This window comes from Paraburkholderia bannensis (assembly GCF_014200455.1).
Taxonomy (GTDB): domain Bacteria; phylum Pseudomonadota; class Gammaproteobacteria; order Burkholderiales; family Burkholderiaceae; genus Paraburkholderia; species Paraburkholderia bannensis_A.
In genome coordinates, this window is the sequence record NZ_JACHBW010000005.1 from 123,800 (window position 1) to 142,870 (window position 19,071).

A 19,071-nucleotide genomic window follows, 5' to 3' on the forward strand; every position below is an offset into this window, starting at 1 on the left:
GAACCTTGTCGAGACGTTGCTGCGTCAATGGTTGGCGACGCCTGGTGCGGCACACACGAACTTCCTGTCGGTCAACTGGTCAACCAGGAACTTCGCAAGATTGCCTCTGGAGAGCTTCATACTGAGTTTGACCTTTCCATACCAACCCACGTCCACGCTGCCATCGGCAGGAGCATCCTTTAGGTTGGGGATGCGTACCAGTGTCCAGTCCAGTTCCTGATTGGCGACCAATTCACCAGTCGCCTTGATGTCCTCATACCCCTTGCGTGCGATAGCCTCGAACAACAGCGCGAACGCATGGCGTTTGAAGGCAAAGCCATCCTTGGGGGCGCGATAGGCAGCCGTAGAAATCTGGATAAGACGGCGCACGCCTGCGTGCTTCATCGCGGAGATGGTGTGCGTCAAGCCGTGCATGACCGGCTTATCGCCCGGCACCTTGAGACTGTTCGGGCCAAGGGCGCTAATGACCGCATCGGCACCTTGCACGCACTTCGCAATGGCACCCTGGTCTTGCAGGTCGCCAACAACAATTTCGCCCCTTCCCGCGAACGATGCGAGTTTCTTGGCGTCGCTCGTATAGACCGACAGGTTGTAGCCCTGCTTCAAGGCTTCCTCGATGATGTGCCGTCCGGTCGGCCCCGTCGCACCGAACAGCGCGAGGGTTTTTTCCCCGGCCGTGTGGTCACGCAGCCTTCGCCAACAAGGCTTTGACGGCCGTTTCGGTGTTGGTGATTGCGGCCTTCGCCGCATCGGGGCCCAAAACCGTGCCTTCGACACGCACCACTTCAACGTCGCTCAGGCCGATGAAACCGAGCAGGTGCAGCAGATAGTTGGTCTGAAAGTCGAACGCTGCCCAGGCACCTTCCGAGAACACGCCGCCGGCAGCGGTAACGAGGTAGACTTTTTTACCGGTCAGCAGCCCCTTCGGCCCAGTATCGCCGTAGCCGAAGGTGACGCGCGGCCAGGTGACGTGATCGAACCACGCCTTGAGCTGCGAGGACGGACCGAAGTTGATCATGCCCGAACCGAGCACGATCACATCGGCGACCTTCAACTCATCGACCAACGCTTGCGCGACCTTCACCGCCTCGACCTGTTCCGGCGTGCGATCTTCGGGCGACGTGATCCGGCCTTGGATGTAGGCTGGCGTGATGTGCGGCGGAGGATTCGCGGCAAGGTCGCGCACGGTCAGCGGGCCGCCCGAGCGGGCCTGGATGCCATGGGCGATTTCCGTTGCAAAGCGGGTGGAAAGGCTCTCAGCTCCGCGCGGGCTGGACGTGACAAGCAGGGTGTGGCTCATGATGGCTCCCAGGTATAAAATAAGAACTAAGTCGGCTAATTTGCCTGACTTACCAATTAATACGTAGGATGGTATGGTTCCTTCCTTGTTCCCACAAGAAGGCACACACATGTCACCTGGTCACATTGAGCTACCTGCCGATATACCTGCACCTGATGCCGGCGGCTGTGTGGCGACCCGCGACATATTGGATCGCATCGGCGACAAGTGGAGCCTCTACATTGTCGCTACGCTGGCCAATGGCCCGCGGCGCTTCAACGAATTGAAGCGCGGCATCGACGGCATTTCGCAGCGGATGCTGACACTGACCTTGCGCGGGCTGGAGCGCGACGGACTGATAACGCGAACGATGTATCCAACGATTCCCCCTCGCGTCGATTACGAACTCACTGACATGGGAAGAACGCTGTTGAAGCCTGTCATGGCGCTGGTCAATTGGGCGAACGAGAATCAAGTCGCGATTGCCGAGGCGCATAAACGTTTTGACGAGGAGCCGGAGTCAGATCAAGTCTTGGTTCAGGGCGTTGTCTACCAGCGTCGATAAAGGAGCCCAGGCTGTAGACCTGTGCAAACACGGCGGCGAAATCCAACTGACGGCTCGCGTTGGGACCTGTCCCAATGCCGATCTCTCTTGGGGTGCGAAGGCGCTTCATTTGCCGACCTATCCAACCAGGAGTCGGCCACGGCCGATCGGAAAAGTCGCATAGCCTGCTTGGGTGTCCGTTGCCTGAGCCAAACGGGACGCCTCAGCGTCTCGCCGTCAACGCAAACCAGTAACGCTTGGTGGCCGATCACGGACAAGCCAGCGCGACGCAGCGGCAGGGCCGGACGGGGGTGTCAGCGCCGACTGAATAGGCAGTGGCGAGAAGGGGAGGGGCTCGCCAGTGCAGCGGCGCCGCGGGAATCAGGCGAGGCCACGCCGTCCTCCCATTGGTAAGCGGCGTTATCGCGGCACGCTGCGCGAATCGTGAACGGCCGATACCGCGAATGTGACGTCAGGCAACTCGTCGAGCCGATGATAAACGGGCACGCCGAGTTTGCGCGCCAGTTCGACATCGCCATCCGCGCCCCTGGACTCGCCAGGAATGCGCAAGACTGCATCGCAGCGTTCAATCAGCCGGCGCGCAGCCGGATAAAGAAAGCGCTCGCTGATGTCGTCGCCAATGCGCTCGGAGCCAGCCGTGCGAGCCAGCGGTAGCGACACCCATTCGCCGACCATCGGCATATGGCCGCGCTCGTACACGCCAAGCGCGGCGCGTTCCAGTCGGCGCAAATTCTCCGCGATACGCACGGGGTCGCCATCGGTGCCACCGCGATAGGGTCCGGCGATCAGGATCAGTTGTGGTTTCACGGTGTGCGTCCTTGCGAAAGCTGACTCAGCGCGAGTTGCTGCAACAGCATGATGGTTTTCCCGTCGACGATCTCGCCGCGCCCGATCGCCGCCAGCGCCTCGCCCAGAGGCATTTCAACAACTTCGAGATCCTCACCTTCTTCCGCAATGCCGCCGCCCTCGCCGATGCGTGTGGTCGCGTCGTATTCGCCCAGATAGAAGTAGAGCTTCTCCGTCACCGAACCCGGGCTCATGAACGCCTCGAACACCTTGCGCAGATTGCGCACGCGATAGCCCGTTTCCTCTTCGACTTCGGCGCGGATGCGCGCTTCGGGCGAGGCCTGGTCGAGCAGACCGGCAGCGGCTTCGATCAGCATGCCGTCATGGCCGTTGACGAAGGCGGGCATGCGGAACTGACGCGTGAGCACGACGTTGCCGGTGGCGGGATTGTGCAGCAGGATGGTCGCGCCGTTGCCGCGGTCGTAGGTTTCGCGGCTCTGGCGTTGCCACGTGCCGTCGCGGCGCAGGTAGTCGAAGGTGACTTTGCGCAGGACGTACCAGTTGTCCGAGAGAACGGTGGTATCGACGACGCGGACGCGTTCCTGAGTGGTAATCACGGGGGCTCCAGAGGAAAGGGCGAAAGGCGATTCGGCGATTTGCTGGCGCAGAGCGCCGGGCGACCCATATCGACACATCGGCCGGCTCATGATAACGTGCGAGTTCGTGCAGTTTCAAGGCAATTCGTGCAGCGCATGTTCAGCATGTCTTGTGCAGTCCGTCATGCCGGTCGAGTGCAACTCTCATCCTCAGCCATGCTCACAAGCCAAAGAAAAAAAGCGATTCTCGACGCCCTCGATCGTGACGGTCAGGTGCTGGCCGGCGATCTGAGCGCGGCTTTCGGCGTGTCCGAAGACACGGTGCGGCGCGATCTGCGCGAACTGGCGGCGCAAGGGCGTCTGCAACGCGTTCATGGCGGCGCATTGCCCGCTTCGGCGGCGGTCGCGCCGCTGGCTGCGCGTGAGGACATGGATGTGGCCGCCAAGCAGCGTGTCGCCCGCAAGGCGGCCAGCATGATAGAGCCGGGGCAGGTGGCGATCGTCGATGGCGGCACCACCAGCGCCTTGCTGGTGCAGTGCCTCACCCCCGATCTCACGGCCACCATCGTCACGCACAGCCCGGGCATTGCGGTGGCGCTGGCCGCGCATCCATGCGTCGAAGTCGTGCTGATCGGCGGGCGTCTTTACAAGCATTCGGTGGTGAGCGTGGGCGCAGCGGCGATCGAGGCGATGTCGCACATTCATGCGGATCTCTACTTCATGGGGGTGACCGGGGTGCATGCGAGCGCAGGTTTCAGCACGGGAGATTATGAGGAAACCTATGTAAAGCGCGCACTAGCGGCGCGTGCGGCGGAAACGGTGGTGCTCGCGTGTGCGTCGAAACTCAATACGGCTTCGCAATTTCGCATTGGCGGCCTGGAGATGGCGCAGACGCTCGTTGTCGATGCGGGCGCGACCGCGAAACAAACGCGTGCGCTCGAAGAAGCGGGGTTGACGATTGTGAGGGCCTGACGCGCGTGGGCGGCGGCAGTGTCAGCCAGTCGCTCTGTCGACGCGTTCGCGCTCTGCAACGCCAGCCGCATGTGTCGTCCAGACGCTTAGAAGAAAATCGGCGTCTTTGGCGTGCGTCGCGAGATGCAGAGCATTCGCGCGGGCGACCTGTGAAAAGGCTTCATCGACTGAGTCCGCGTCCAGATGGCAGTCGTGCGCCCCGTGTCGCCAATGACAACACACGATCGCGCCGTGGTTCGCATCGAGCGACGCGCAGGCCTGACGCGCCAGTCTGCGACATTGCGATTTTTTCAGATAATACGCGAACTCGCTTACCACGATCAGATCGAAGGAGCCGCCTGGCCATTCTTGTGGTACGGCCATTCTCTGCACTTCGACATGTTCGAATTCGGCCAGGCGTCGGGCGGCGATTGCCACGGCGTTGGGAGCAAAGTCCACGCACAATAGACGCTCGCAGCGCGTCGCCAGGGCTGCAGAGAGCTCACCGTTCGCGCAGCCCGGTTCAAACGCCCGGCCATATCGGCTTCGCGGAAGCGCGGCGAGCGTTATTGCGCGTTTGCGCGATTCGTACCAACTGCTGCGATAACGCCAGGGGTCGTCCGTAGCGGCGAATTTGGCGTCGAACTCTGCGGCAGCGCGTCTGATCGACGGCGAAAGGCGATCGCTCACCGCGGCCATCCCTCATCTGACGAGGCGAGCGTACAAGCGAGCGATTCGAGATCAAGCCCGGCGTAAATATCTCGGGCGAGTATTGTGGCGAGGTCCGTGCACATAGTCGCATGCAGGGGAAGCGCTTTGTCCGCATCCATTTGCAATTCATCCATCGTTTAGCGGATCCGCTCGCGGGCAAATCGGCAGAAATTGGCGAAGCAGGCAGGGCCGCCAGCCTTTCGGAGGCGGCCCGAGGACCCTGAATCAATGATGCTTCGTGGCGTCCTTCGCCGCATCCTTGGCGTCCCCCACCTTCTTTTGCGCTTCACCCTTTGCCTGCTGAAGATCGCCCTTCAGCTCCTGTGCCGGATCATTCGTCGCGCGGCCAACTGCTTCGTTGACCTTGCCTTTAACCTTTTCTGCCGCTCCCTTCACATGATCTTTGTTCATGATGGCTCTCCATTAATGGGCGACCCGATGTCGCCAGCCGAATCCCATCCCGCACGCAGCGTGCCTGCCTGCAGAGGTAAGAGAGGTGTACTGCTGCCAGGTCGAACCCGCGCGAGGTTGTTAATCTGGCGGGCACGCGTCGTGCGTGAGCGAGCTGCCAGTAACCCCTGGAAACGGCAACGGTTGCCGCGAACTAGAAACTGATGAGGAGCTGGATATGGATACGAACAGCGCAGAAGGGCATGTCAAACAGCTTGCCGGAGAAGTGAAGGATGCCGTCGGGGCCGTGTTGGACGATACGGCCATGCAGATCTCCGGGAAGGCCAAAGCGCTGTGCGGCCAGTCGCAGCAACTTGTCGGGGATGCCGCAACGGTGGCGCGCGAGGCGATCGCAGAGAAGCCGCTGGTGGTCTTAGGCGCGGCCGTGGCAATTGGCTTCGCGGTGGGCGCATTCTGGGCCGCCCGCAGAGAGTAGTCGCCCAACACGTGGTGCGTTCAACCGCTTATAGCGGCGATTCATTTAGTCAGGAATGCAAATGATAGGTGTGATCATACCGGCTCACAACGAAGCGGATTTGCTGGCTGCCTGTCTTGCTGCGGCCTGCGCGACGCGCCACGCCCCGGGCCTGCGTGGCGAGCCCGTCAACATTGTCGTTGTGCTCGACGGCTGCACGGATGAATCGGCAGCCATCGTGAGCGGCTTTGCAGTCACTTCGCTGCATGTCGATGCGAGGAATGTCGGGGTGGCGCGGCGTGCGGGCGCCGAGCGCCTGATCGCCCAGGGTGCACGCTGGCTTGCCTTTACCGACGCGGATAGCCGCGTAGAGAACGACTGGCTTGTCGCGCAACTCGCGCTCGGCGTGGATGCAGTTTGTGGATCGGTGCAAGTCGACGATTGGGAAGGGGCGCCTGGCCAGCTTCGCAAACTGTGGCGAGAGCGTTATCGCGACGCCGATGGGCATCGGCATGTGCATGGTGCGAATCTGGGTGTGAGCACGCAGGCCTATCTGCGTGCCGGGGGCTTTCCGCCCTTGCCGTGCGGGGAGGACGTTGCGTTAGTGGATTTGTTGCGTGTCGTGGGTGCGTCCATCGCATGGAGCGCGGCGCCCCGGGTGAGGACGAGCGCGCGCATGCAGGCGCGCGTGCGTGGCGGGTTTGCGGACACACTCGCGCGCTGGGCGCAGGAGGAGTGAGCCATGGCGTCTGCCGGTGTGGTCGCGCCGCTCTTCGTCGTCTCTCCGCATCTCGACGATGCCGTGTTCAGTTGCGGATCGCTGCTCGCGGCGCGGCGTGGGGCGGTGGTCTGCACGGTGTTCGCAGGCACGCCGGCGGACCCCGTGCATCGTTCCTGGGATGAAGCGGCGGGCTTCGAGGATTCGACGCAGGCAATGCATGCGCGCACACTCGAAGACGAGTACGCGCTTTCGTTATGCGAGGCGTGCGGCGTACGGTTGGGCTTTTTCGATGGTCAATATGCGCCGCTTCCGGCCGCGCAGACCGTTGCCCGCGCGATTGCAGAGGAACTGGCGCGTTGGCCAGGGGCAACACCGGTCGTGCCACTGGGTCTGCGTCATTCCGATCATCGGTGTGTAGCCGATGCTTGGCTTGTGCTGTTCCGTGCGCGAAGCATGACGTCCTGTATCGTCTATGAAGAAGCGATTCATCGCACTGCCCGCGATCTGACCGGGCAGCGCCTGGCTGAGCTGGCAAACGCTGGCTTGTCAGTCGAGCGCCTCGATGAGGCGTGGTGTCCAGCGCGCACGAGTGCGCGAGCACAGCATATGAAACGGCGATGTGTTCAGGCCTATGCCAGTCAGTTGCGTGCGTTTGGAGCGCGCATACCGGCCGACCTCGGGGCGCCGGAGCAGTATTGGCGTGTTGAATGGGCCCGACGCACCGGCTCACCATTGCGCGGGAGTTAGACGGGCTTGCCAGCTTGCGTCGAAGCGAACGTCGCCAGTCTTGCGTCGCGGACGCGGCGGCGATCACGGCCTGCGGGAAGGCTGGCGGTGCTCATATTTGGAGCACGTGTGCTGGGCGAGTGAATCAGGCGTTATCTGGACACCAGCGGCGTGACGAACTGCTCGAAATGCGGCAACCAGATGGGTATCGCATCCTTGACGGCGAACATGCCGTGGCCGTTCGTACCGAAGGGCGGTTCGACGATCATTTGCCCGCGACCGCCGGCCGCCTGAAATGCCGCAAACCATGTGGCGACCACCTCAGGCGCAAAGTATTTGTCGTTCTGAACGTAGTGCCAGAGAACGGGCACGTGCGTCGTGGTGGCGAAGTGCGCGATGGTTGCGGCCATCTGCTGCGGATCGCACGGCATACCCGGATGCTTCGACGGGTTCCCGCCGCGTCCGCCCGAAAAATTGACGACTCCGACCAATCCTTGCGGAGCATGGCTGGCGGCTGCCAGCGACGCGAATCCGCCCGCAGACTGACCCACGAGAACGACACGGCTGCCATCCACCGCAGGCAGTGTCTGCGCGTACTTGACGGCTGCGAGCACATCGCGTGCGGCCTGTTCGCCCGCAGCGGTGTAGTCGGGATGTTGGCAGGAGCCGGCGTCCTCCTCGTCGATGCCGCCTGTTGCGCCATAGCCCCGGCGGATTGGCACGATCACGGCAAAACCCAGTTGCACGAAAGTGCGGATCTGCGGCAATTCACGGTAGCGGCCCACCTTCCATCGATCCCGCGGATCAGGCGGACTGCCGTGACTCAAGACAATCAACGGAAAGGGACCGTGACCGTCCGGCATATAGGTGGTCGCCACTATCTCACGGGTGTGATTGCCCTCGTCGACCGGGACCTTGACGATGGTCTCGTGCAGATCCGTTGCGGCGGGTGGCTCCTCTTTTGCGGTTCCTGCGCAGCCCATCAGGGAAGCGACCAATGCGCCTGACATCAAGAATCGTTGCAGGTGGACGAATACCCGATTTCGACAGGCCATCTTTCTCATAGGTCATTTTCCCGCATCGCGGATCGAAGGTGCGGGCGAGTATGGCAGGTTTTCTGTTGATCGCAGGGTGGCTTGTTCAAGCAGACCCGTCCGGTATGCCTGGCCGCCCCCGTTCGGCCCCCCCGGCGTAGCCGCGCGTACGTTGCTGCCGCTTGGCTATTCGTTCAATCTTGACGGCTCGATGATCTGCGGCCACGCTCGGCCAGTTCCCTATTCCCGAAGCGGGCCTGCTGCTCATCATGAGCGTGGATACCTTCCTCGACATGGGGCGCACGGCGACCAACGTGCTCGGCAACAGCGTGGCCGCGGCGGTGATGACGAAGTGGGAAGGCCAGCTTGGCGCGGTGATGAGCGACGGCGAATACGCGGCGCTAGTCGGCGAACGCGAGCCTGCGGGCGATAAGGGCAAAACCAGCGGAGAACGCGCGCTGGCCTGATCGCAGAGGGATGGCGCCGCTTCAACGGCAGGGCGCCCGAACTGCCGGGACTTACGGCTTCGCTCTCCCGATCAACACCACACGACCCGGTCATACGCCACGGTACGTCGATACACGTTCTTGCCGCGCCAGCTCGAAAATTCCATGTAGGCGCATTCGAGCACCAGAATCCAGTTAGTTACACGCATTGCCATCCCCATAATTGATTTGAATGCCGAGCCAGTCTAGGACCGCGCGGTGCGAGGCGAAGCTTCGAGCAGGCGCGGTTTGACCGCTCAATTCAGGCATTCGTACCGAAGCTGGACGGCCCAGATGCAATTCTTGCCGTATTGCACCGCAACTTCGCTGCCTGGTCCGCGCGCGCCGCAGCCGCGCTGACGTTCCGTCCCTTTCCTCTCGCTGTGCTTCAAGCCGCTGCACCTATCATCGTTGCGTTCGCGCCATGGCTCCGTGCGCTTGCGGACGTTGCTACGCAACATTCCAGATTGCTTGTTGCGCGCGCACCCGATTCACCGTCGATTCCTGCAGCGGCTTGGCGGTGCACCCTTGGCGGTTAAACGCGAATTTCGCGCCTTGAAAGTGCGGGTCATCGTGCCCTTATCCGTCAAGATCGCCGCGTTTTCGGCCAGGGGCGTCGCGCAGCAAGAACCAGCCGTTATGCTTGGCTTCACCACATCCCATTCATTGCATTAAGCGCGCCTGCTGCGGGCGCGAATGGGTGTCGTCACGTGACTTTTTGGGCGCATTTTTCTTCCATTTCCTTACCGGAAAACGCGGCGTGAGCGCCGTTTATTCCGCATTCAGCCGATGCGCGCGTTGTCCGTGCGCTCGCGTGTGGTCCCGAGATGGCTTCCCCCGCCGTCTCGCTCTTCGCCTGCCGTGTCCGCAAGGGACGGCAGGCTTTTTTCTGGTGCATGACTTTTGTGGATGTTTGCCGTGCACGTGAAGATGTCGTGCGGCAAGCACGCGTATTAGACTGGCGCGACACGCTAGTGGGGCGCAATCGGCCCTTTCTGCAAGTTGTTTGACCGTCCTTGTACGATATTTACGCGTATCTCCGCACAAAGTTCATGCTCAAGAATCTCTGGTACGTAGTGGCCGCTTCGGCCGATCTGCGCGACGCGCTATTACCGGTCACGGTGCTCGGTCATCGCTTCGTCGTCTATCGCGACGGGGCGGGCGCTGCGCGCATGCTGTCCGATATCTGCGTACATCGTGGCGCATCGCTTAGCGCGGGGCGCCGCGTCAACGGCGAGGTCCAGTGTCCGTATCACGGCTGGCGCTATGGCGGCGACGGCGTCTGCACCCAAATTCCCGCGCAACCCGACGCGCGCGTGCCCGCCAGGGCCCGCGTGGACGGCTATCCCGTCATCGAGCGGCACGGCTGGGTCTGGGCGTTTCTCGGCGATCTGCCCGAGGCCGAACGCCCGCCGCTGCCCGCGCTCGCCTGGGCCGACGATCCCCAGGTGCGCGTGATTCATGGCACTTTCGACTGGCGCGCCAACTGGGAGCGCATCGTCGAAAACGGGCTGGATTTCGCGCATGCGCCGTTCGTGCATGGCAGTTCCTTCGGTGCGCCGGACCGTCCGGAGATCGACAGTGTGGAAGTGCGCAGCGCCGACGCCTGGAGCGCGCACGCGCAGCTCGTCATGCGCCGCCCGCGGCGCAAGGGGCTGCTGCGGCGCACGCCAACGGGCGAACACGTCGACGTCATCACGCAGACCGGCTTTCACCTGAGCGGCCCCTGCGCGACGCTCGAACTCACGCTCGGCAACGGCTGGCGGATTTTCATCGCATCGGCGCACGTGCCGGTGGATGCGCTGCATACGCGCACGTACTGGATGATGGGCCGCACCTTCCTGAAGCAGGCGATCTTCGACGGCCGGTTCCGGCGGCGCAATCTGCGCATCTTCGCCGAGGACCATGCGGTGCTGGAACGCATTCGTCCCGAATGCGTGCCGCAGGGCTGGCAGAGCGAGGTATCGGTGAAGTCGGACGCCTTGCAGATAGCGTTCCGGCAGCGCGTGCGGGCGCTGGAGGAGCGCGGCTGGCAGGTTGGCGAGGCCGTGCACGATGGCGCGCGGCGCGAAGTGAAGGTGATTGCCTGTCCGGCGCGGCGCGAGGTGGCGTCCTGGGCGCTGGATGCATGCTGAAGGCATTCTTCGCCATGGAAAGTTTTACCTGGGCGAAGAAAAAGAAAATCGTGATACACGGTGGGGGCGCTTTTTGCCCGGCTGCAACGCAGCGTTCAGGACCGGTCGGGACCAGACCGGGCGAAAAGCGCACGCAGTGCTACTCATCCATCACGCTTTTCACGGGACTTACATGCTTATCAAGAACGTAGCCGTCAGCCTGCCTTCGAAAGTCGTTACCAACGAAGAGGTCATCGAAATGATCCGCTCGCATTCGGTGGGATTCGATGGCGAGATCGATCGCAGTCTGCGGACCATAAAAACATTGCTGGACCGTAGCGGTCTGGTCACGCGACGCTGGTGCGAAAGCCACGAGTCGCCCATCGACCATGTCGCGATGGCAACGCGCAAGGCGCTTTCGGAAAGCTATCTGCGCCCCGAACATATCGAGCTGTTTATTTTCGTGGGTATCGGGCGCGGCTTTCTCGAACCGGGCAATAGCCACATGATGGCCAGCGCGTTGGGCTTCGTGAATGCCGAATGCTTCGACGTCGTCGACGCATGCATGAGCTGGACCCGCGCGATGTCACTGGTCGACAGCCTGTTCAAGGCGGGTCAATACCGCAACGCCCTGATCGTGAACGCCGAATTCAATATGCTCGCAGGCGGCCCGCTGTACCCGTCGAACTTCGCCTTGAAGAATCACGCGCAGATCGAATACACGCTACCATCGTTCACGATTGGGGAAGCCGCCACCGCCACGCTGGTCGTACCCAAAGAACCCGACAATTTCGAGTTCGTATTTCGCGGCAAGCCCGCCGCAGCCGACTTCTGCACGATTCCGATCCACGGCTACGAGGGCTATTGCCACCCGACCGAGCGGGTTGGCCGAAATGGTGATATGCGCTTTACATCGTATGGCCATGAGCTGCACAAGAACTCGGATGAAATCACCGAAGTATTCGGCAAGCTCTCGGTGCCAAAATCGGCGATCGATATCGTTTTCACGCATGCCTCGTCGAAAGCCGCATGGCATGGCTATGGCGTGAAAGCCGGGATCGAGGACAAGATGTTCCACATCTATCCGGAGACCGGTAATCTTGTCTCTGCGTCGATTCCCGCCGCACTGGCGATGGCGAAAGACAGCGGCAGACTCAAGCGCGGCGACCGGGCCGCATGCTGGGTTGGCAGCGCAGGCATGTCGTTCAACGTGAGCAGTTTCAGGTTCTAAGGCAGCAAAACAAGAAGAGAGTGAGATGAGAGCCATTGCAGGGGGCGCCCGCCTGGTGATGCAGCGGATCCGCGACGCTTATCACGTCTCGGACTACAGCGTGCTTGCCGTCGGCGTGATTGGAACATTCGGACACCCGCTTTACTGGGTCTGGTGGACCTTTATCGATCCGCAGCCGAACGAGAGCGCGCTGATGCGCCTGATCGGTTCGCTGGCGAGCCTGCTCCTGCTGTTGCGCCGCTTCTGGCCGGCTTCGCTCAAGCGCTTTCTGCCCTGGTACTACTTCGGAACGGTGGCGTACTCGCTGCCGTTCTTTTTCACGTATTACCTGCTTGCCGGTCATTATTCGATGCTCTGGTCGATGGCCGAACTGGGCATGGTTTTTTTCCTGATTGCGATCTTCCCTTCGTATATCGCCTTGACGGTCAATCTGGCCATCGGCATAGGGTTTGCAATCGTTTGCGTCGCATGGCGCGATCCGTCGGCGCTGCAGATCGATTCGCATCTGCTGCTTTACGTTTATCTGCCGGTGTTCGCCTTTGGCATCGGCGCGGGCATCACCTTCTGCCATAGCAATATGAAGGGCATTACCGCGCAGGCAAAAAGCGAGGCGTTGCGCGCGCTCGCGGGCACCATCGCGCACGAGATGCGCAACCCGCTGAGCCAGTTGCGCTACGTGCTCGATCGCATCGACGACGGGCTCGCGGGCATGGACGTGGCGCGCGACTCGCCGGCGCAGACCTCCGGCAATCTGGCGTCGCTTTCGCAGCATCTCGCGCACGGCCAGATCGCGATCGACCGTGGGCTGCGCATCATCGCCATGACGCTCGACGAAGTGAGCGCCAAACCGTTGCGCGCCGACAAGGTCAGCTATCTGAGCGCCGCCGCAACCACGCGCAAGGCGCTCGACGAATACGGTTTCAGCGATGCCAGGGAGCGGGCTCGCGTCTCGCTGGTCGTGATCGAAGATTTCATTTTCGGCGTGGATGAAACGGTCTATCTGTTCACACTGTTCAACCTGATTCGCAATGCCTTGCATCACATGACCACGCGTCAGTCGGCCAAGCTGACGATTACCGTGGATCAGCACGTCGTGACGGTGCACGACACCGGGCCCGGCATCGCGCCCGAGGCCATGGCGCATCTGTTCGCGCCGTTTCGCACGCACGGCAACGCGGCGGGCACGGGACTGGGCCTGGCGTACTGCCAGCGCGCGATGCGCTCGTTCGGCGGCACCATCACCTGCGCATCGGAAGTCGATAAATTCACGCAGTTCACGCTGACGTTTCCGCCGGTTGCCGAAAGCAAGGTGGCGGACCAGCGTCAGCAGGTGCTCGCGCGCGCCGCGGAGTTTTTCGCGGGCAAGCGCGTGCTGATCGTCGATGACGACGAGAGCCAGCGCGCGCGCGCCGCGCTGGCGTTCACGGGCGTGCATGCGCTCGTGAGCGAAGCCGAAAGCGGCGAGGCGGCGATCGCGATGTTGCAGCAAGGCCCGACGATCGACCTCGTCATCATGGATATCAATATGCCGGGCATCGACGGCTACACGGCCACCGAAGCGATTCGCGCGGGCGGTCATGAGACCAACGCGAACGTGCCCATCGTTGCGTGGTCGGTCGAGCCGCCGGGCGTTGCCGCCATGCTGGCGCGCAACGCGGGCATGGACGACATGATCAGCAAATCGAGCAGCGCAATCGAATTCCTCACCTTGCTGCAGTCGATCATGGAAAGCGGCGCGCGCAACAGCAAACGCGCGCGCTTCGACGGCTTCGCGGGCCGTCTGATCGTGCTCGCCGACGACGACACCTATAGCCGTCTGATCGCCAAGAGTTATCTGGAACGCTGCGGCGCTCAAGTGCTGGAAGCCGAACACGGCCAACAGGTGCTCGACCTGCTGAAGACCGGCAGAACGGTGGATGCGGTGGTGATCGACCTGAATATGCCGGGCATGGACGGGCTCGAAACGGCGCGCCTGATCCGCAGGATGGACGGCGCGAATGCGAAGTTGCCGATTGTCGCGCTCACGGGGCAGTCCGACGTCGAAGCGTTGCGCGCCTGTCTCGCGGCGGGCATGAACGAAGTGATGGTCAAGCCGGTGCGGGTGGGGGCGCTTTATGCCAGCCTTTCGCGGCAGTTCGCGCACACGCGCGGGGCCCTTGCGCGGCCCACGGCCGCGGCGCCGCAGCAGCCCATGGCGCGCAAGGCTGCGAACGCGCCAGCGGTGCCGAAAGCGCCTGCGCCGCCCATCGCCGAAGCCGCCCAGATCGCCGACGAGGATCTGCTCGACGCGCTGCAACTGGACGAACTGGCCTCGCTGGGCTTGCTCGACCCCAGCTTTCTCAAGGGCATCGCGCAGATTCGCGCGCTGATCGGAGAGATCGGCGCGCACGCCCGCGCCCACGATGGCCGCGCGCTGCATCATTCGATGCATATTCTGCTGGGGGTGAGCGGGAATATCGGCGCAAAGGCCCTGCACAGCTTCGCGCGGCGGCTCTATCCGGAGATGCAGGAAGGCAGCGTGCCCACCGAGGCGGGCTGGCTGGAGGCGCTCATCACGCTGGGCACCCGCTCGGCGGACGCGTTACAGGCTTACTTCGTGGTGGTGACGGGATTCGGCGATTCGCGGCGCACGTTCGCGGACGACTGAAGCGGCTCCGTTGCTGCCGTGCTTGCCGTTCCGGCGGGTACATTGTGTTCGCCGAAGCTCATGGTCACGGTGGTGCCTTCGCCCCAGGTCGACTCGATCTTCAGGCCGCCGCGCAGCGAGCGCATGACGCGGTTGCAGAAGATCATTCCCATGCCGTGCCCGCCGTCCTGCGCATGTGTGGTGACGGGGTCGCGCAGCAGGCGCGCCTGAACCTCGGGCGGGATGCCCGTGCCGTTGTCGTGCACGCGAATTTCAGGCGCAGAACCACCGACGATCTCGATACGCAAGGCGGGCGCGGCGATATTCGCCAGCGCGCGCAACGCATTGGCGAGCAGCGAGGACAGCACCAGCACCACGCAATTGGGCATGGAGTGAACGACGAAATCCGACTTGAGGTCCACGCTGATCCAGTCGCGTTGCGAGGCCGAAAACGGCCAGCTGTCGAGCAGCGCCGAAACCAGTTTGGTGGCGGTGGCGTCACGCCCGCCTTCCGGCGCGAGCGATGCGGTGCTCGAACTCTTGTTGAGGGTGTCCCAGAACGACGAAATCAGAGCCATGCAGTACTGCGCGTTATTCAGCATCAGGGTGGCGGCTTGGGCGATATCGGCCTGACTCGAAGGCGCGTTCAGATCGGCGACATTGTTCTGGACGTTGCCCGCGAACAGCGCAATGGTGGCAAGTGGGGTATTCAGTTCGTGGGCGAGGAACGCCAGCGTCTCGTTCATCGCGAGCAGGCGCTGCTGGTGCGCTTCCCGCTCGCCGTGCCGCGATAGCGCTTCGCTTACCACGCCGCGAATCGCGCTCACGCGAAGCGGCTTTTCCAGCACGCGGAACACATTGCCCGAATTGACGGTCTGCAGCAGCATGTCCTTGTCGGCATAGGCGGTCACCAGAATGCCGACGATGTGCGGATAGCGCCGCGCCGCCTCGCCAAGCAGGCTGGCGCCGTCGTCGGCGGGCATGCGGAAATCGGTCACGAGCACGGCGATTTCCGCGTGATGGCGCGCAAGGATCGAGAGCGCTTCTTCGGCGTTGCGCGCCAGATGAACGGGCCACGTGCCATCGATTGCCCGCTCGAAATGGACGCGCGACAGTTCGTCGTCGTCGACGAAAAGAATGGAGAGCGGCGCAGCGGAAGGCTGGGTCATCGTGGTCCTGGTCGATGAGCGTTTGTCAGTGGCGGCTTGCGGCGCCCGTTGAGCGAGCCTGCGAGCGTGGTATTGGGTGGAATGATAGCCTGGCAAACGCCAGGAAACGCCAGGCCCACCGCTCAAAGACAGGCCAGGCCGCCCCAAACGGGGCGGCCTGGCTGACCCTTTACAGCGTTGGGCGATTCAACTCAATGGCGGCCCGGATCGTCACTCGGGGGCACCACGGGATCGACGCCTTCCCAGTACGGCTCGCTGCCGTAGTAAGCGTGGACCGTGCTGCCCCACGTGGCATCGGCCATCGACGGCCACTGATCCTTATCGAAGCCTGGCGCGCTGCGCACGCGTTCCGCCGACACATTCAGCAGAAAGCACTTGCGACTCGTGTCGAGCGTGAGCGCATTCCAGGGAATGGCCAGCAGCTTGTCGCCGATGCCGAGAAAACCGCCGCTCGACATCACCACGTAGGCGATGCGTCCGCTTTGCACGTCGAGCATGATGTCCTTGACCTTGCCGATTTCTTCGCCATCCGAACTAAGTATCTTGTCGCTATCCAGCGTGCTGGCGGCCATGACATCGGGGCCGGGGCCGGCAGCCGTGGATGCGCCCTTGCCGACGATGCGCGCGCCATTGCCGGTAGGCATGGGATTGGGGGTAAAGGTAGGCATGACCGTCTCCTTGCTTGAGGCACTTCGTTGAATTCGGCCGATCCGTGGCGGGCCGGCCGTCGTGCCTTCTGTAGCGCAATGTGCGTGCCGCAAGGTGGGGCGGCACGCACATTGGCCGCGAGAATCAGCCCACCGGCGTTTCGCCTTCGCCGGACTGCTTGCCTGGACGGTCCGCGGGCGATTGCTTGCGGTCTTCGTCGTGACGTTCGGGCATCTTGCTGCGCTCGTCGTCGTTATGTTGGGCGGTTTTCGGGTGACGCATCGCCTCCTCGTGCGCGCGGGTTTCGGTGCTCTTTTCTGTCTTCTCTTCTTCCTGCTGCGGGCTTTCCTGCTTTGGCCCGCTTTGCTGCTCGGTGTTCGCGTTCATGGCATCGCTCCCTCTAAAGTCCACCGGATCTGCCCGGTCGATGCCATCACCTTCCGCAAGGACTGCGCCTGGGTCAGGGCGTCAGGAGGCTGCCTTTGGCGCCCCACCTGCACCTGCGAGCGCTGCGAGATGTCCCGCGTTCTGGAAGAACGCCCGCTCCGCCGCCTTGTTCATCACCAGGATGCTGATGCGCCGGTTCAACGCGCTATCGGAGTCGCCTTGATCGAGCGGCAGTACGTCGGCAAGACCGCGCACCTGCAGCAAACGGTCTTCGCGCAGATGTCCGGCCACCAACGCGCGCCGCGCCGCGTTGGCGCGCTCGCTCGACAATTCCCAGTTCGAGTAGCCGGCCAGACCGCCCGAATACGGCACCGAATCCGTATGGCCGGCGATCGACACGCCGCTGTCCACGTCGTTCAGCGCGCTGCCGATCTCGACGAGAATCGCGTAGGCGTAGTCTTCGAGCTTCGCACTGCCGGTCGCGAACATTGGCCGCTTGAGCGAATCGACGACTTCGATGCGCAGGCCCTCGTCGGTGATGGTGACGCGGATCTGGTCCTTGAACGCGCTCAGCGCAGGCTTTTGCTCGATCAGCGCCGAAAGCCGCGCCTTGAGTCCGGCGAGGCGCGTCTTGTCGGCGTTTTCGCCCGGCGCACGCAAAACGGCGTGAGTGGCGGCAGGCTGTGCGTTCGCGCCGCCCACGGCGGGCAGTTTGTTCGACAGATCGTGGCCGCCGCCGTTGATGATGCTCGGGCTGGGATTGGCCGAATTGGGCTTGCCGCCCAGCATGCTCGAAAGCGGCGTATTGAAGTACTTTTCGATGCCGTCGCGGTCGTACTGCGAAGTCGATCCCAGCAGCCACATCAGCAGGAAGAAGGCCATCATCGCCGTGACGAAGTCGGCGTAAGCGATCTTCCATGCGCCGCCGTGATGGGCGTCGTGGCCGCCTTTTTTCACGCGGCGCACGATGACCGGGGGCTTGCTGCTCTGGCTGTCCTTTGCGCCTGCCATGTCAATCTCCTGAACTTCCTGTCTTGGCCGCCGAAAACGGCCTTCAAAGTGGCTTCAAGCGGCCTTCTATCGGATATCGAAGCGCCTAGGCGGCCTTGGGCGACCGGGTCGCGCGCACCGTCTCGTCGAGTTCCTTGAAGCTTGGACGATCCGCCGTGAACAGCACCTTGCGGCCGAATTCCACCGCCACGGGCGGCGCATAGCCGGCCAGCGAGGCGAGCAGCACCGCCTTGACGCACTGGAACGGCTTGGCGGCGGCGCGGCCCTTGGCGTTGAGCAGATCGGCGAGCGGGCCGACAAAACCGTAAGCCAGCAGAATGCCGAGGAAGGTGCCCACCAGCGCCCCGGCGATCATCTCGCCCAGCACGGCGGGCGGCTGACCCACCGAACCCATCGTATGCACCACGCCCATCACGGCCGCCACGATGCCGAAGGCGGGCAGGCCGTCGGCCATCTTCTGGATCGCATTGGGCGCGACCGAGACTTCGGAGTGGTGCGTCTCCAGTTCCTCGTCCATCAGGTCCTGCATCTCGATGGGATTCACGTTGCCGCTCGACATCATGCGCAGATAGTCAACGATGAAGTCGAGCAGATGATGATCGGCCAGCACGCGCTCGTACTTCTGGAACAGCGGGCTGCTTTCCGGTGCTTCGATATCCGCTTCGAGCGCCATCATGCCTTCCTTGCGCGCCTTCTGAAGCAGCTCATAAAGCAGGGCGATCAGTTCGAGATACTGCGCCTTGGTATAGCCGCCGCCCTTGAAACAGGTGGGCAGCGCCTTGAGTGTCTTGCCCAGCGTCGCGCGCGGATTGCTCACCACGAAAGCGCCCAGCGCCGCGCCAAAAATGCATAGCAGTTCGAACGGTTGCACGAGTGCGGGCAAATGACCGCCTACTCCCACGAAACTGCCGATTACCGATCCCAGGACCACGATCCAGCCGATTGCGACGAACATGAAGTCTCCTTGTTTTCCCGTGAATCAAACAGCGAGGCGGCGCGTCTCTCAGGCGCGGCGCGTGCGATTGCGCGCCAACAGGCGGCGTGTCGCGAAGTTGGTGGCGGCGCCCGCATGACGTACCCACAGCACGCCGGCGCGACGGGCGCGCGGCGCTGCACTGGTCGCGCGCGGGCGACTGCCTGCGAGTCGGGCGGCGTTCGCAAACGGA

20 protein-coding genes and 1 pseudogene are annotated in these 19,071 nt (G+C 62.9%); 9 read left to right on the forward strand and 12 right to left on the reverse strand.

Annotated features, from left to right (window positions below):
* Positions 1-24: 24 nt before the first annotated feature.
* Positions 25-690, reverse strand: coding sequence for an NAD(P)H-binding protein (locus F4827_RS10355; protein WP_260184520.1), 666 nt, complete (start codon positions 688-690; stop codon positions 25-27).
* The gene (locus F4827_RS10360; RefSeq protein ID WP_183723938.1) at positions 683-1,300 is read right to left on the reverse strand and encodes an FMN-dependent NADH-azoreductase; all 618 of its coding nucleotides are present in this window, start codon (positions 1,298-1,300) and stop codon (positions 683-685) included. The genes F4827_RS10355 and F4827_RS10360 overlap by 8 nt, the downstream gene beginning before the upstream one ends.
* 109 nt (positions 1,301-1,409) lie before the next feature.
* Between F4827_RS10360 and F4827_RS10365 the strand changes: the two genes are divergently transcribed.
* A complete protein-coding gene (locus F4827_RS10365) occupies positions 1,410-1,844 on the forward strand; it encodes a helix-turn-helix domain-containing protein (protein ID WP_183723937.1) in 435 nt (144 codons plus the stop codon).
* A 399-nt stretch (positions 1,845-2,243) separates the two neighbouring features.
* Here the strand turns inward: F4827_RS10365 and F4827_RS10370 are convergent, their stop codons facing one another.
* Positions 2,244-2,651 carry a DUF4406 domain-containing protein gene (locus F4827_RS10370; RefSeq protein ID WP_183723936.1) on the reverse strand — a complete coding sequence of 136 codons (408 nt, stop codon included), beginning with the start codon at positions 2,649-2,651 and terminating at the stop codon, positions 2,244-2,246.
* Complete coding sequence (locus F4827_RS10375) at positions 2,648-3,247, reverse strand: NUDIX domain-containing protein (protein WP_183723935.1); 600 nt, start codon at positions 3,245-3,247, stop codon at positions 2,648-2,650. The genes F4827_RS10370 and F4827_RS10375 overlap by 4 nt, the downstream gene beginning before the upstream one ends.
* Before the next feature lie 195 nt (positions 3,248-3,442).
* On the opposite strand from F4827_RS10375, the gene F4827_RS10380 reads away from it, so the two are divergent.
* Positions 3,443-4,198 carry a DeoR/GlpR family DNA-binding transcription regulator gene (locus tag F4827_RS10380; RefSeq protein ID WP_183723934.1) on the forward strand — a complete coding sequence of 252 codons (756 nt, stop codon included), beginning with the start codon at positions 3,443-3,445 and terminating at the stop codon, positions 4,196-4,198.
* Positions 4,199-4,219: 21 nt separating this feature from the next.
* Here F4827_RS10380 and F4827_RS10385 read toward each other — a convergent pair whose 3' ends face one another.
* Both F4827_RS10385 and F4827_RS10390 read right to left on the reverse strand, forming a co-directional pair.
* The gene (locus F4827_RS10385) at positions 4,220-4,867 is read right to left on the reverse strand and encodes an SAM-dependent methyltransferase (protein WP_311673103.1); all 648 of its coding nucleotides are present in this window, start codon (positions 4,865-4,867) and stop codon (positions 4,220-4,222) included.
* A 246-nt stretch (positions 4,868-5,113) separates the two neighbouring features.
* Positions 5,114-5,299: a CsbD family protein gene (locus tag F4827_RS10390; RefSeq protein WP_183723932.1), complete on the reverse strand. Its 186-nt coding sequence runs from the start codon at positions 5,297-5,299 to the stop codon at positions 5,114-5,116.
* 217 nt (positions 5,300-5,516) lie between these two features.
* On the opposite strand from F4827_RS10390, the gene F4827_RS10395 reads away from it, so the two are divergent.
* From F4827_RS10395 to F4827_RS10405, 3 genes are all read left to right on the forward strand, one after another.
* Positions 5,517-5,774: a CsbD family protein gene (locus F4827_RS10395; protein WP_183723931.1), complete on the forward strand. Its 258-nt coding sequence runs from the start codon at positions 5,517-5,519 to the stop codon at positions 5,772-5,774.
* 61 nt (positions 5,775-5,835) lie between these two features.
* On the forward strand, positions 5,836-6,492 hold the full coding sequence (locus tag F4827_RS10400) for a glycosyltransferase family 2 protein (RefSeq protein ID WP_183723930.1): 657 nt from the start codon (positions 5,836-5,838) through the stop codon (positions 6,490-6,492).
* Between the two features lie 3 nt (positions 6,493-6,495).
* Entirely contained in the window at positions 6,496-7,221 is a 726-nt protein-coding gene (locus tag F4827_RS10405; protein WP_183723929.1) for a PIG-L family deacetylase, read from the forward strand.
* 131 nt (positions 7,222-7,352) lie between these two features.
* Here the strand turns inward: F4827_RS10405 and F4827_RS10410 are convergent, their stop codons facing one another.
* The gene (locus F4827_RS10410) at positions 7,353-8,264 is read right to left on the reverse strand and encodes a dienelactone hydrolase family protein (RefSeq protein ID WP_183723928.1); all 912 of its coding nucleotides are present in this window, start codon (positions 8,262-8,264) and stop codon (positions 7,353-7,355) included.
* 188 nt (positions 8,265-8,452) lie between these two features.
* On the opposite strand from F4827_RS10410, the pseudogene F4827_RS35805 reads away from it, so the two are divergent.
* The 4 genes and pseudogenes from F4827_RS35805 to F4827_RS10430 form a co-directional block, all read left to right on the forward strand.
* Positions 8,453-8,701, forward strand: a pseudogene (locus F4827_RS35805) (cation:dicarboxylate symporter family transporter); the annotation flags it as partial.
* 1,070 nt (positions 8,702-9,771) lie between these two features.
* On the forward strand, positions 9,772-10,854 hold the full coding sequence (locus tag F4827_RS10420; protein ID WP_183723927.1) for an aromatic ring-hydroxylating dioxygenase subunit alpha: 1,083 nt from the start codon (positions 9,772-9,774) through the stop codon (positions 10,852-10,854).
* A 172-nt stretch (positions 10,855-11,026) separates the two neighbouring features.
* The gene (locus F4827_RS10425) at positions 11,027-12,064 is read left to right on the forward strand and encodes a 3-oxoacyl-[acyl-carrier-protein] synthase III C-terminal domain-containing protein (protein WP_183723926.1); all 1,038 of its coding nucleotides are present in this window, start codon (positions 11,027-11,029) and stop codon (positions 12,062-12,064) included.
* Positions 12,065-12,089: 25 nt separating this feature from the next.
* Positions 12,090-14,711, forward strand: a complete 2,622-nt coding sequence (locus F4827_RS10430; RefSeq protein WP_183723925.1) for a hybrid sensor histidine kinase/response regulator — start codon at positions 12,090-12,092, stop codon at positions 14,709-14,711.
* On the opposite strand, the gene F4827_RS10435 is transcribed toward F4827_RS10430, so the two are convergent.
* The 5 genes from F4827_RS10435 to motA all read right to left on the reverse strand — a co-directional run bounded on the left by F4827_RS10435 (position 14,654) and on the right by motA (position 18,860).
* Positions 14,654-15,859: a hybrid sensor histidine kinase/response regulator gene (locus tag F4827_RS10435; RefSeq protein WP_183723924.1), complete on the reverse strand. Its 1,206-nt coding sequence runs from the start codon at positions 15,857-15,859 to the stop codon at positions 14,654-14,656. The two genes, F4827_RS10430 and F4827_RS10435, sit on opposite strands and share 58 nt — an antisense overlap.
* 191 nt (positions 15,860-16,050) lie before the next feature.
* Positions 16,051-16,527, reverse strand: coding sequence for a PRC-barrel domain-containing protein (locus F4827_RS10440; RefSeq protein WP_260175101.1), 477 nt, complete (start codon positions 16,525-16,527; stop codon positions 16,051-16,053).
* Positions 16,528-16,651: 124 nt separating this feature from the next.
* Positions 16,652-16,894, reverse strand: a complete 243-nt coding sequence (locus F4827_RS10445) for a hypothetical protein (protein WP_183724054.1) — start codon at positions 16,892-16,894, stop codon at positions 16,652-16,654.
* 81 nt (positions 16,895-16,975) lie between these two features.
* On the reverse strand, positions 16,976-17,905 hold the full coding sequence (gene motB / locus F4827_RS10450; RefSeq protein ID WP_183723923.1) for a flagellar motor protein MotB: 930 nt from the start codon (positions 17,903-17,905) through the stop codon (positions 16,976-16,978).
* An 85-nt stretch (positions 17,906-17,990) separates the two neighbouring features.
* A complete protein-coding gene (gene motA / locus F4827_RS10455; RefSeq protein WP_183723922.1) occupies positions 17,991-18,860 on the reverse strand; it encodes a flagellar motor stator protein MotA in 870 nt (289 codons plus the stop codon).
* Between the last annotated feature and the right edge of the window lie 211 nt (positions 18,861-19,071).